Below are 13,662 nucleotides of genomic sequence, written 5' to 3'. Positions count from 1 at the left end.
GCATCACTTCCCTTTATAAAAGTTTGGTTTCCATGTTGTTTTTTCAATGAACCGGTCAAATACAAGGAGCAGCGCCGGCAGAAAGAGTACGACCAACAGAAACGCCAGCAGCGCACCACGTCCGAGCAGAAGCCCAATGGACGATACGATTGGATCTGTCGAAGTCGCCCATAAAATAAAGCCGACACTGGACAGGATCGATGCGGACACACCAATCGAGAAAACCTTCTCATTAATCGTCTTCTTAATCGCATCCATGGCCTTCATCTCTTTTCGGTTTTCCGTATAGTTTTCTGTCAGTAAAATTGCGTAATCAACCGTTGCGGCAAGCTGGACGGTACTGATGATCAGATACCCCACATAAACAAGGGGAGAATCAGTAAAGTATGGTACCGCCAAGTTGATCCACACCGCAGACTGAATCGTCAGCAGCAAGACAACCGGGATGGAAATGGAACGGAATGTAATAAGCAGGACAATCGCAATCGCCGCCACGGTTAATAGATTAACTACCGTATTATCCTGTTCTACAATGTCCTTCATATCATATAAGGTGACACTTTCCCCAAGGGCAAGATAGTCATCACCGTAATAATCATCGGCTATCGCTCTGACTTTGTCTACAAGAGCAAATGCCTCATCACCCTCCGTATCAGTTGTCGTATTTAACGTAATCCTGCTATAGTTCTCCGAAAAGAACTGTTCTGTCTCTGAATCGTCGAGATACTCCGGCGGTATGCCTGCACCGACTGTATTGACGTAAGAGACGACACTTTTCACATCATTGAGACCATCCAGTTCCTGTACGAGTTCTTCTTCCCGTGCGATGTCGCCATTTGGAACCAGCAGCACCATCGGGGTAAACTTGCCAAATGTATCTTCAATTTCAGCCTCATCACTGCCAGCCCGTGTATCCTCCGGGTGTCCCCCAGTTCCATAAAGGAAGTTCGTCTGACTCTGCGCCAAGAACGACGGAACAATCAGGATCATCACAATCAGCAAAGCAGGGATGCGTAATTTCATGACATATTTCCCGACTTTATAAACACTCGGCAAAAATTGTTTATGCTGCGTTTTGTCAATCCATTTATAAAACATCAACGTGAGCGCCGGGAGAAAAATCATCACACTGACAAAACTGAGCAAAATCCCTTTTACCAGATTCAGTCCTAAATCAGCACCAAGCCCGAACTCCATAAACGTCAAGGCCGTAAATCCGAAGAAGGTCGTGGATGCACTAGCTGCAATCGCCGGGAAGGATCGCTTCATCGCCAACTGCATGGCTTCTTTCGGATCAGCTGTCTCCTTCCGATAATCGTCAAAACTATGAAGCAGGAATATGGCATAATCGAGCGACACAGCCAGCTGGAGAATCGGTGCAACTGCCTGCGTTATAAAAGAAATTTCACCAATAAAAATATTCGTTCCTAAGTTGATCAGTACAGAGACCCCGATCGCTGTCAGGAAAAACACTGGCTCGATCCACGACCGCGTTGAAAGCAGCAAAATCAAAATAATAATCGGAACAAGTATTAACGCGGCATTCATCGACTCCTGGCCAGTCATTTCCTGCGAAATTGCCGTATCCAGGGCATCCCCTGACATCGCGTTCTCATCACCGATCAACTCATAGATGGCATCTGTCGCCTCCACCTCTTTTCCTTCTTCAATATGGAAGGAAAACAGCGCATTGCCATTCTCATAGTATGATTCCACTGTATCCGTGTCCGCCATTTCAATTGGTGTCCTGATATCGATCACGTCATCGAGCCAGGTCACTTCAGAGACACCATCAACCGCTTCAAGATCTTCCTTGAATGTCAATGCCTCCTGGGTACTGATATCCTTCATCATGACCCGTGTGTTGGCCACATCCCCGTCAAATTCTTCATCCATGATATCCGTCGCTTCAATGGATGGCGCGTCATCTGGCAAATAGTCAACCATATCATGATTGACAGGGACGCCAAACTGTACCACAGCGCTGGCAATTGCCAGTATCATAAAAGTGGTGACAATCGATTTTTTATGTTTTAAAATGCGTGCTGTCATATCAATCGGTGTTCATCCTCTCTTGCATCATCTGTTCAAACACGATAACATTATATACGACATCGTGTTGGATTTACAACAAACAGTTTTGTAATGTGCGTCTAAAAGTCAACATATCAAGAAAATGTGTTGCCAAACATGAAAAGAAAGAGTGACGATTTGATGAACGAAAAACTCGACCGCCGTAAAAAATATACCCGCATGGTCTTAAAAGATAGTTTAATCACTTTATTGAAAACCAAACAGATTTCTGCCATCACAGTCAAAGAAATTTGTGAACAGGCTGATATCAACCGTTCTACCTTCTACACGCACTACAGCGATCAATTTGATTTGCTCGATCAAATTGAAGAAGAAATCATCGCGGATTTAAACACTTATTTAAATCAATATAATTTTGAGCAGGAAGAGGAAGCCCTGCAGATGACCGAAAAGCTCCTGGAATATGTCGTCTCCAAATATGATATCTGCCAGACACTCCTCAATGAAAATAATGATCATTCCTTTGAACGACGCGTAATGGACGTCGCCCGGACATTCCTGATCAAAAACTGGATGGAACATAATGACGTGGATCCGGATATTTCTGAATACGCCAGCACCTTTGTCATCAGTGGGGGTATTTACGTCATCAAACATTGGCTGGCCAACAACATGGACAAATCACCAAAACAAATCGCCCAGCTGATTAATAATTTTCGGATCAGGGAATGAGAAATCCCTCATAATTAGCAGTGTTGTGACAAGTTGAGAGCCCCTCTTCGTATTTGAACGTTTATCGGCGGTTTTCACCAATTTATCAGAGGTTTCCAATAACTATCAGCGATTCTCGCATTTTTATCAGCGAATGCCACACATTTATCAGCGATCTTGACAGACGATAAGGGGAGAAAAAGGCATTCGCCGATAGCGGTTATAGTACAGTTAAAAAAGTGTGGGATCATCACACAGAGGAATTTCAGGCGGCGTCCAGACATTTATTAATAGATGTTATCTCTGGATAAACAGAAAAATGGACATCATAGTTTACCAGTTCTACAATTAAATTGTAGATTTACTAGATTCAGTTGCCATCCGTGACAACTAGATTGTAACGCTAATAACTAGGAGGCTATATTGATGAATCAATATCAGACATTCAATAAAAGTTTCATCAACGGTGCATGGGTTGAAGGAAACGAAGATAAAACCGTTGATATGGTCAATCCATATGATAACGATATATTAGCAACCGTCAGTCTTGCTTCCCTTGATCAGCTTCATGAAGCATTCGATGGGGCAAAACAGGTACAAAAAGCCTGGAGCAAAGATGCACAACTTCGCAGAGATGTTTTGACAAAAGCCATTCAATATTTTAACGATCATAGAGACGACATTCTGGAAATCCTGACACTCGAATCAGGCAGTACAGCCGTCAAAGCCAATCTGGAATTTGATTTAACGGTCGGTATTATGGAAGAGTCGTTAACGATGATCGATCAGGTTGGAAAATTTAATGAAAAACCGTCGATGATTCCGGATAAAACAAATGAATTTTACCGGCTGCCAAAAGGTGTGATTTCATCGATTGCGCCATTTAATTTTCCACTGTATTTATCAATGCGTACGATTGCACCGGCGCTTGCACTTGGCAATGCCGTTGTTCATAAACCGGATCTCAAATGCGGGCTTAGCTCCGGTTCAGTGATTGCCAAGGCATTTGAAGAAGCCGGTATTTGTAAAGGCGTATTTCAATCACTGTTAACAAAATCGAGCGTTACCGGCGATGCGATGTTCAACCATGAAGCGGCAAACTTTGTCAGCTTTACCGGTTCAACACCTGTCGGCAAGCAAATTGGCAAGGTGGCCGGTGAACAATTGAAAGATGTCGCTTTGGAACTCGGCGGCAATGGCCCATTCTGTGTCATGAGCGATGCTGATGTAGATAAGGCCGTTGATGCAGCCATCTTCGGAAAATATCTGCATCAGGGCCAGATTTGCATGATGATCAACCGCATGATTATTCATGAAGATGTTTATGATGAATTCGCGGAAAAATTCGTTGCCCGCTCGAAAGACGTCAAACATGGCGATCCGCGTGATCCTGACGTTGTTGTCGGACCGTTGATCGATGAAAAACAAATGGAAAAAGCACTCGCCAATATCCAGAAAGCTAAAGAAGCTGGCTATGATATCCTGCTGGAAGGCGAACAAGTCGGCAATATTTTAAGGCCAACTGTCATCGGTCATGTTGATAATGACAGCGAGTTGGCCCAAACGGAAATGTTCTCGCCAATCGCGATGCTGATTAAAGCCTCTTCAGACGACGATGTCATCGCAAAAGCGAATGATACTGAATTTGGCTTAAGCTCAGCCATCTTTTCCAATAATGAGGAAAACGCACGTGACTATGCATTGGAATTGGAGTTTGGCATGACCCACATTAATGATCAGCCGGTCCATGATGAACCGACAGCCCTGTTCGGCGGTATGCGTCAAAGCGGCGTCGGCCGTTTCGGAAGTCCACACATTATCGATGAATTTACGGAAGGCAAGTGGATTTCGGTGCAGAAGAAGGTAAGGGAATTTCCGTTTTGATATGTGAAGCTGAAACCCCGGCCTGTGAATGCGCAGGCTGAGAATTAAATATTTCCATTTTGATATAGAATGTATAAAGGCCCAGCCCCTTGGGAAATTGGGGCTGGGTTTCGTTTTATAATATGAGCCAAGTATTACTTTTTTAAATGGAATCAACCTTTTTATATCGGACGGCATATTTTTATACCACTCCACAAGTATTTGAACCAGTTGTTCCATATCGATACCCGTACCGAGTATTGTTTAGCGGACAACATGGAAGACTATTTTAAAAATTCCACAGCAAATGAGCTCATTGCTTTGATCCCTGCAGGTATAGCTTTTTCATCGAAAATAATTCCGGGATTATGCAGGGAACGCATCGATTGTTCCTGATTGTTCTTGGTGCCAATCCTAAACAACATACCTTCAACATGTTCCAGGTAAAAAGAGAAATCCTCTCCACCAAGTGAAGGTTCAGGAAGATAAACTAGCTTATCATCGCCAAGTTCTTTTTTTACTGCATTAGCCATTGTGTCTACCAGTCTTTCATCATTAATAACAGGAGGACTTCCAGGATAAAAAGTCACTTCTGCTTGAGTATGATGCGCTTTAGCTATATTTTCACTAATCTCTGTAATGGCTTGTTTAATATTATTTCTTACCTCTGGAACAAGTGATCTAACTGTTCCAGAGAGAGTCACATCGTTAGCGATGATGTTATCAGCTTTACCGCCATGAATTTGTCCTAATGTTACAGCTGCTGAATCCATAGGAGAAGTACGACGTGAGATAATCGATTGCAGTCCACTAATAATTTGACCTGCTATAGGTATTGGATCAATACTTTTATGAGGATGCGCAGCATGGCCGCCAGACCCATTGACCCGGACATCAAATGTATCAGTTGCAGCCATGATCGGGCCTTTACGAACCCCTATTTTCCCAGATTCCAGCAAAGGCCATGTATGCAGACAGACAATTTTGTCCACTTTTGGATCAGCATCCAATACACCTTGACCAATAACATAGTTGGCTCCCTTCATGACTTCTTCGCCTGGCTGGAAAATAAATTTAATGTTTCCATTCAACTGATCCCGCATACGATCCAGAACCAAGGCTGTACCTAGTAAAATGGTGGTGTGCAAATCATGGCCGCATGCGTGCATAACGCCATCAATATTTGAAGCAAAATCCAGCCCTGTTTCTTCTTTAATTGGCAGAGCATCCATGTCACCCCTGAGTCCAAGGGTGGGACCCCCACCTTTACCTCTCAACACTCCGACGACCCCTATATCATCCTTTAACTTACTTAACTCTATATTCGTATGTTTCAGGGTATCCATGACTAAATTCGTCGTATTGTACTCATCCATACTAAGCTCTGGGTTTTTGTGCAAATATCTTCTGATTTTGATTATTTCTTCTTGTATATCTGCAGTCATCGTATTTATACTCAACCCTAATCCTCCTTCACTTGGCTAAAACTTAGCAGATCGACTAACCTGACCATGGTTAGTCGATCTATTAAGAAGCGTTATTCTAGTTCTGATTGACCGATTTCAACGATTTCATTGTATGTTTCTTCGCCCCAAATTTCAGTACCCAATTCATCTCTTACAGATTGTGTGGCTTTTTCAAAGGCCTCCACGTCCGGTTCTATAAAACCAACACCATTTTCTTCCATATCAGCAATCATTTCTTCTTCATTTGCTTCTAATTCTTCTTGTGCATGAGCTTGCGCTTCTTCAGCAGCGTCTAATAAAATCTCTTGATAATCCTCTGGAAGGCTTTGAAAAAACTCTTCATTAATCGTGACAAAAGCTGGTTTATACATGTGATTTGAATTGATGACATAATCTTGTACTTCATGCAAACCGGCCGAGTAAATCGTTTCCAGTGGGTTTTCCTGTCCTTCCACCACGCCACTTTGCAATCCGCTGTACACTTCACCGAAATCCATTGGTGTTGGATTCGCACCTAAAGCCTCAAAAGTTTGCACATAATAATCAACTGCTGGTGTCCTGATTTTCATTCCTTCCAAATCTTCCGGCTCATTAACTTCAATATTGGAGGAAATGACACGTGGCCCTCTTGGCAAAGTACCAATATTGCGGACACCTTGTTCATTAATCAATTGATTGTTCCATTCTTCACCAATATCAGACTGGAGGACAGCTGTCCAATGATCATTGGAATCCATTAGGTACGGCAGCGACAGATATTCTATTTCGTCCATTCCCGGATCACCGCTTGACATCATCTCAATTGTTCCAAGTTTGACTTGTTCCATTTGTTCGACTGTTGAGCCCAATTGATTGCCTGGATGCAATTCAACTTCTATATTGTTATCCGTTTCTTCTTCAACAATTTCCTTAAATCGTTCCATACCTAAATAAGCCGGTTCTCCTTCATTCGCCCATGTACTATACGTAATACTGAATGTTTCATTTGAACTTCCATCATCAGAAGAAGACTCTTCATCTCCACAGGCAGCCAAGAATACCAAGCTTACAATAATCCCCAAAATCAATTTTTTCATGAATTACCCTCCTCAAAAGATTGATTGATTTAGTTACTTTTTTTCTTTTTCTGCACCATGTTCGATTGTTTAATCTTTGAAACCAATTGAACACCATATTCGGTCAAAGTTTTCACGATTTTCTCCCCACGTTGGAAAGATGCATTTGCGGGATTGCCAACAATACCTTCGCGGGAGATTTCTTCCATGTCAAAGAAAAGATTGGCTGTAGCTGTGTCTGCTCTTGCTTTTTTAAAATTTTCGATAGCAAAAGATTCCCAGCTATCTTCAACTGCCCATTCATCCAGAAGATCCATACGCATTTCTTGCGGATATAAATAACTCATAACCGACGTTAAAGGCTCTCCTCCATGTCCTGATGGATCTTCCTCCTGATAAATGTCCCGTTTATTTTCATTACTGAGCCATTGCCATAAGTCCACTGAAGCGATCATAATGTTGCTCTCTCGTTTTAATTTCCTTGCTATCTGATCCACAGCTGAACTATTTCCTGCATGCCCATTAAACACTACAATCTTGGTAATACCGTGCTCTGTTAAGCTTTGGAAAATCTCTTCCAGAATACGAAGTACCGTTTCCTGTGACAAAGAGATGGTACCAGGGTAGCCCCGAAAATATTCAGAGTTGCCAAAAGGGATGACAGGCAGATAATAGGCATCGGACTGTTCAGCAACCCTTTTTGCCAATTCAGCAGCTGCCAGGTAATCGCCTGTAATGGAATGGGGCCCATGTTCCTCCGTGGAACCTAAAGGTACAATAATGACAGGATCCTTTTTGAATGACTGTTCGATTTCTTTCCATGTCATCAAGTGTAATGCGTGTTTGTCAGTACTCATTGCTATCACTCCTGGTTGTTTATTTCATAAATAGATCAATCAAAACTAAAGATAGTGACGGGACAAAGGCAACAATAAAGGCTGTAGCCACTAGCGGGATATACATTGGAGCCATTTCCCTAACTAATTTGGTATATTTTAATTTGGCGATGTCCGCCACGATATACAAGAGTATACCAACCGGTGGAGAAGCACCTCCGATCGTCAGCGTCAACACCATCAGTACACCAAAGTGAATAGGGTCAACACCCACCTGAATGGCAATCGGTGTCAAAATCGGTGCAAATACGATAATTGCTTCAGAAGGCAGCATAAACAATCCAATAATGAGCATAAAGATAACCATTAGTGTGAGAATAACGTAGGAATTTTCAGAATAACCAAGGATGAAATCAGCCAATGTATCCGAAATTCCTGAAACTGTCACCACCCAAGCAAACACGGTTGCAGCTGCCAATGTAAACAGAACATTTGCTGAATCGAAACTCGCATTTTTCAAAATGCCAATAAATGACCGTATATTTACATTCTTATAATAGAAGAACGTGATAACCATTCCATATAAAACAGCAACTGCAGCTGCTTCGGTTGGTGTAAACACTCCAGAAACGATTCCTGCAACGATGATGACAGGCAGCAGCAGGGCTACAATACCAGAGGTGAAAGCACTTCTCGCCTGCTTGAAGCTCGCCCGCTCATATCTCGAATAGCCTCTTTTGCCAGCCATAAAATATGTGTAAATCATTAGCGAAACAGCTAATAAAAGCCCTGGTATCAACCCCGCTATCAGCAATGGGCCAATCGGTTGTTGTGTTACTATTCCGAAAATTATAAGTGTAATGCTTGGAGGAATAATTGGTCCAACGATGGATGATGCAGCTGTGATAGCAGCGGCAAACCGTCTATCATATCCTTCTCTTTCCATGGACGGGATTAACACAGACCCTAATGCAACTGTATCAGCTGTTGCCGAGCCGGAAATACCCGAGAACAGCACACTTGCAAGAATATTGACTTGGGCCAGTCCACCTTTAAGATGTCCAACAAAGACCCTGGCAACATCAATAATCCTATTTGTGATACCGCCAGAGTTCATTAATTCCCCGACAAGCAGAAAAAAGGGAACAGCCAATAGGGTGAATGAGTCCACCCCCCGAACCATACTTTGAGCAACCATGCCCAGATCAATGCCTTCCAGCATCAAATATATAAGTGAACTTAATCCTAATGCGAAGGCGACAGGAATACCGGCTACAATCAGGATAACCATCAATACGACAATCAAGAATATCATGTTTCCATCTCCCCTTCGCTACTATCATTGTTGTATTCTCCTGCTTGATAAGCTCTGATATCCAATACGCTTCTCAGTACCGTATAGCCAATCATCAACACGGAGCCCACCGTGATGGACACACGCCAGTAAGAAAATGGAATATCCAGTGCGCCGGATCGGTTATAATGCGCAGCCGATACGATATCGATCGATGTATAAATGACCATAGCCAGAAAAATAATAATCAGGGTTCTGATAACCAAATTGCTGATCAATTGCATCCGCGAAGACATATTTTCCTGCAGGACATTAACCGCCAAATGTTTATCATCAAACGAGACAGTAGCTGCACCTAGAAACACCATCCATATCAACAGGAACCTGGACAATTCATCAGTCCATATCAGCGGACTATCAAGAACAAAGCGATAGAATACCTGGAGAATTGTGATAAATACAATAACAAGCAGTAACACAAGACAGATGTAGCGAAGTAACTTAGCATAATCCTTTTCTTTTTTCACCCTCACCCCTCCATTCAATTTTCAAATGGTCCGCCCTCTTTCGAAAAAATAACTTTATAAGGCCAATGATGACTTTTTACAAAGTATTCAACGTATTCTACCGGCTTATAGTCACTGTCAAAAGAAGTCCTTTTTATCTTGAGAAGCGGTTCTCCTGGGTTTGTTTCAAGCAAATAACTTTGCTGATGATCGGCACTGACTGCTGTTAATTCTTCAGTAACATACTCAAAATTTATACCTAAGACGTGGGAAGCAAATTGTCTCATATATAAAATATCGCCGGCTTCCTTTATTTTCTTCATATTAACTGTGTCAGGATAGTAATGCTTTAAAAGAAATATAGGTGAATTATTTTCCTTTCTTACTCTAATCACCTGAATAATGGGATCATCTTCACGAACTTTCAATTGTTCTGTTATTTCCTTATTAACGATCGTTTTTGATACATCAATCGTGTTACATACAAGTTCACCTTCATGCGTGCGGAATTGAGAACTAAATCCACCCATCGGCGACCAAGGAGAAAATACTGTGTTCTCTGCTATGATCGTACCGATACCTGGTTTTCTATAAATAAAACCCTCATTCTTTAGTTTTGACATGGCAGCCCTAATGGGGGCTCTGCTGACACCATATATTTTTTGAAGTTCTTCCTCAGTTGGTAATAAATCCCCAACTGAATAGTAATTCGATTTAATTTTATTGTATAAATCCTCAAAAATTGAATTAGAAAGCGATTTCTTAATCAGCTCCACCCCTTTCAAAATACTTTGTTATAACAAAGTTTAATTATGTTATATATTAATAGTGTTTCACATAATTGTCAATACATTTTAAATTTTTTATTTATAAATATAATTTTTTGTCGCTAAAAATTAGATTAGGTGAAAATAGTACAGAATGGGAGCCTCAACTTGAATTGTCGTGTGAGGGAGATTGTTACATGATAAGTTTTTAGGCAAACAGATTTTGCACGACTGCGTGGTTCCAATACAATCAGTGATTGGTAGGATTGAGGGTATAAGCATTACTGGTTGGTAATTTAAAAATAACTAAAGAAGTCGTTTTAAAATTGAAAGAGCAGAAGCGTTAACACGGAGTAGATAAATTGAACTGCGACGTAAGAACCAAATATTCTCTTACGCCGCCGTTCAGTAATGAATTGTTCAAATGAGAAGCCGCTGCTACCCATTTTACACTGTTTATCAAGCAAGACTAAGAAGTTGCTTTTTAACATTATCCATGTCCGGATCAACAACTGCGGAAAAACCAAATGATGATTCCAATTCCTTTTTAAACTGTTCATATGATTGAAATCCCAGTGTATCTACAGGATCAACAGCTACACCAATAGCAAATATATCATTATGGTAAAGCTTTTGTTCATGCGAAAACTCAATCATTTCCTTTGTAAGAATTTGAACATAGGAATCCTTTGGTATCAAAACTTCTTGGCTTGCTGTGATTTTTCCATCTGCATTTATAATCGATATCTTTGTCGTCGACGATACGTACTCCGCCAAAAATCCATGCATGTCATCAACTCCTTTTGATTATCCTTATCTTGTCGTATTATCACCATTTGCAGAAATCATTTGACCTTCATTCACCATCCATTGGTTTTCAAAAAATGGATAATTAGTACGATGATTTAATTCTTTTCAGCTGGTTATGAAGAAGCGCTTCTCCGTTTCTTCCTGATAGAAGGATGCTGTATCCATTTACCGGAAACTACTGCAATTCTCCGAGATTTTTACCATCGCCCTCAACAACGACAACCTTATCTTTCAGCATCGTAAACTTAGCCATCGTTCATACCTCCTTAATGGGAATATGGTCAATTCTAAACCTTTAACTGGACTTTAACGCAAGAAAGTAAGGGGAAATAGGTTAGCCATCATCTTGGTGTATTTTTCTCAGTAGACGCACAGAAAAATTAGCCAAAAGCAACAGAATAGAGTACGGTCGTTAAAACGTATTTCTGGGAAGAAATATAAGGGAATTTTAATTACTTTGTGTTCAGAAAAATTCATTCCAAAAACTTATTTAGAGGTCACTGGTTTGTGAATCAGTGACCCCTAAATATCCAGGAAAAATGGAATAGTGCTAAACTGTTACGCTTTTTCTTTTATTTTAGTTTCATCGATAGTGCGGTCAAAATTTAGCTAAATACTTACTGGCAAATTCTTTTCCGCCAAAACCAAATACCAGTGTGATAGTCCACCAAGAATCAGGATAAACGCTGACGTTACAATTGATGTTGCGATACCTAATTGTGTAAATGCCATAAATAATGCCAATTTACATACCTGGCAAAATCTGCCAAAATCTTAATTGCCGGTCCTGCCACTTCACTCTCAGAAATTTTTAGCCTCGAAAATGTGAGAGACGAATATGTGCTTTTTACAAGGAAGAGAAAAACTCCTAGGGCAAAGATTATATTCAACTCATGGTTATCGAAAAATGACTAGCAACAAGGAACTCAAAGACGCCGAAATCATGTTGGAAAGATGCTGCAGCCCGTTTGAAGCATACAAAAGGAATGAGATGACTTCTCATTCCCCTCCAAGCTACTTTTATTCATACTGCCTCTCCGACACTTTCACCAACAGCTTCCCGATATTCTTCCCTCGAAACAGATCCAGGAACGCATCCGGGATATTTTCAAAGCCTTCGCGGATGGTTTCGCGGTAGGTCAGCTTTCCTTCCTGCAGCCATTGACCGAGGTACTGGGCGCCTTCCTTGAAGCGATCGGAATAATTACCGACTGTGAAGCCTTGCATCAAGGCACTTTTCTTAATCAAAGTCTGCTGCACGCGCGGGCCGATATCCGGTTCTTCTTGATTGTAGGTGGAAATGGCGCCGCAAATTGGCATGCGTGCATATGTGTTTAATTGCGTCATGACCGCATCCGATATTTCCCCGCCAACGTTATCAAAATACACATCAACACCATATGGGCAAGCCCACTGTAAGTCGGCTTCAATATTATCCGTTGTTCGGTAATTGATGCCCTCATCAAAATTCAGTTCGTCTTTCAAATAGCTGATTTTTTCATCGGAGCCGGCAATGCCCACGACACGGGCGCCTTTGATTTTGGCAATTTGCCCGACAGTGGATCCGACTGAACCGGCTGCACCCGAAATGACAACGGTCTCGCCTTCTTTCGGTTTGCCAATATCAAACAGGCCGAAATAGGCGGTCAAGCCAGTCATGCCCAATATTCCCAGATGGGTGGTGATGGGTGCAATAGACGGATCGATTTGCCGAACCTCGTTTTCACCGGCAACATAGTACAACTGCCAGCCAAACATGCCTATCACAACATCGCCTTGCTTGAACTGGTCCGATTTTGATTCGATGACTTCTCCAATCGAACCGCCTTCGATTACTTCATTTACTTTAAAAGGCTCGATATATGATTCCGCGTTCACCATTCTGCCGCGCATATATGGATCAACGGAAACATACAGTGTCTTAATCAGAATCTGGCCTTCCTTGACGTCCTCAACATCGTTTTTCACGAATTTGAATGTATTGCTGTCCGGCATACCCTTTGGCCGTTCAGCCAGAAGGATTTGCTGATTAGTAAGTGTCATGTGAATGTCTCCTTTGCATCAAATGTTTTTCGAATGTTTTTGATGACTCATTTTTCATGTTAGTGAAAAAAACGTGGTTTTGCCAATGAAAATGTTTGTGGAGATATGGTGGATATATTCGGTGTGGTCTTCACATTCTGCTATGGCCAGTGGCGGCAATTGACGGAGGGTGATGAGTATAGGGTTGTAAAAATAGGACATACGTAACAAGAACAAGTATTTCGATGAATTCCAACTCACTTTTCTCAAAAGCATATGCGGCATAAGCTCAAAACTC

The 13,662-nt window shown here is 41.6% G+C and carries 12 protein-coding genes; 2 read left to right on the top strand and 10 right to left on the bottom strand.

Features of this window, described 5'->3' with window-relative positions; translation table 11 throughout:
• Positions 1–3: 3 nt before the first annotated feature.
• Positions 4–2,052, bottom strand: a complete 2,049-nt coding sequence (locus BM195_RS05900) for an efflux RND transporter permease subunit (RefSeq protein WP_090235091.1) — start codon at positions 2,050–2,052, stop codon at positions 4–6.
• Positions 2,053–2,214: 162 nt separating this feature from the next.
• Here BM195_RS05900 and BM195_RS05895 point away from each other — a divergent pair, with 162 nt between their 5' ends.
• Both BM195_RS05895 and BM195_RS05890 read left to right on the top strand, forming a co-directional pair.
• Positions 2,215–2,766, top strand: a complete 552-nt coding sequence (locus tag BM195_RS05895) for a TetR/AcrR family transcriptional regulator (protein WP_090235089.1) — start codon at positions 2,215–2,217, stop codon at positions 2,764–2,766.
• Positions 2,767–3,171: 405 nt separating this feature from the next.
• Entirely contained in the window at positions 3,172–4,629 is a 1,458-nt protein-coding gene (locus BM195_RS05890; RefSeq protein WP_090235086.1) for an aldehyde dehydrogenase family protein, read from the top strand.
• Between the two features lie 263 nt (positions 4,630–4,892).
• On the opposite strand, the gene BM195_RS05885 is transcribed toward BM195_RS05890, so the two are convergent.
• The 9 genes from BM195_RS05885 to BM195_RS05850 all read right to left on the bottom strand — a co-directional run bounded on the left by BM195_RS05885 (position 4,893) and on the right by BM195_RS05850 (position 13,385).
• Positions 4,893–6,053, bottom strand: a complete 1,161-nt coding sequence (locus tag BM195_RS05885; RefSeq protein WP_244535679.1) for a M20 metallopeptidase family protein — start codon at positions 6,051–6,053, stop codon at positions 4,893–4,895.
• Positions 6,054–6,145: 92 nt separating this feature from the next.
• Positions 6,146–7,150, bottom strand: a complete 1,005-nt coding sequence (locus BM195_RS05880; protein ID WP_090235082.1) for a TRAP transporter substrate-binding protein — start codon at positions 7,148–7,150, stop codon at positions 6,146–6,148.
• A 29-nt stretch (positions 7,151–7,179) separates the two neighbouring features.
• Positions 7,180–7,986, bottom strand: coding sequence for a creatininase family protein (locus tag BM195_RS05875; RefSeq protein ID WP_090235079.1), 807 nt, complete (start codon positions 7,984–7,986; stop codon positions 7,180–7,182).
• A 19-nt stretch (positions 7,987–8,005) separates the two neighbouring features.
• Positions 8,006–9,280, bottom strand: a complete 1,275-nt coding sequence (locus BM195_RS05870; RefSeq protein WP_090235076.1) for a TRAP transporter large permease — start codon at positions 9,278–9,280, stop codon at positions 8,006–8,008.
• Positions 9,277–9,786, bottom strand: a complete 510-nt coding sequence (locus BM195_RS05865; protein ID WP_170848164.1) for a TRAP transporter small permease — start codon at positions 9,784–9,786, stop codon at positions 9,277–9,279. The genes BM195_RS05870 and BM195_RS05865 overlap by 4 nt, the downstream gene beginning before the upstream one ends.
• Before the next feature lie 14 nt (positions 9,787–9,800).
• A complete protein-coding gene (locus BM195_RS05860; protein WP_139223977.1) occupies positions 9,801–10,541 on the bottom strand; it encodes a GntR family transcriptional regulator in 741 nt (246 codons plus the stop codon).
• Positions 10,542–10,991: 450 nt separating this feature from the next.
• Positions 10,992–11,321, bottom strand: a complete 330-nt coding sequence (locus BM195_RS05855) for a hypothetical protein (RefSeq protein WP_090235068.1) — start codon at positions 11,319–11,321, stop codon at positions 10,992–10,994.
• Between the two features lie 630 nt (positions 11,322–11,951).
• Positions 11,952–12,086 carry a hypothetical protein gene (locus tag BM195_RS18800; protein ID WP_280141241.1) on the bottom strand — a complete coding sequence of 45 codons (135 nt, stop codon included), beginning with the start codon at positions 12,084–12,086 and terminating at the stop codon, positions 11,952–11,954.
• A gap of 276 nt (positions 12,087–12,362) precedes the next feature.
• The gene (locus BM195_RS05850) at positions 12,363–13,385 is read right to left on the bottom strand and encodes an NADP-dependent oxidoreductase (protein WP_090235066.1); all 1,023 of its coding nucleotides are present in this window, start codon (positions 13,383–13,385) and stop codon (positions 12,363–12,365) included.
• Positions 13,386–13,662: the final 277 nt, after the last annotated feature.

The sequence above is a fragment of the Lentibacillus halodurans genome (assembly GCF_900112045.1).
Lineage (GTDB): Bacteria > Bacillota > Bacilli > Bacillales > Amphibacillaceae > Lentibacillus > Lentibacillus halodurans.
Note: the sequence above shows the minus strand (reverse complement) of the source record. Positions and strands in the feature narration are given on the sequence as shown.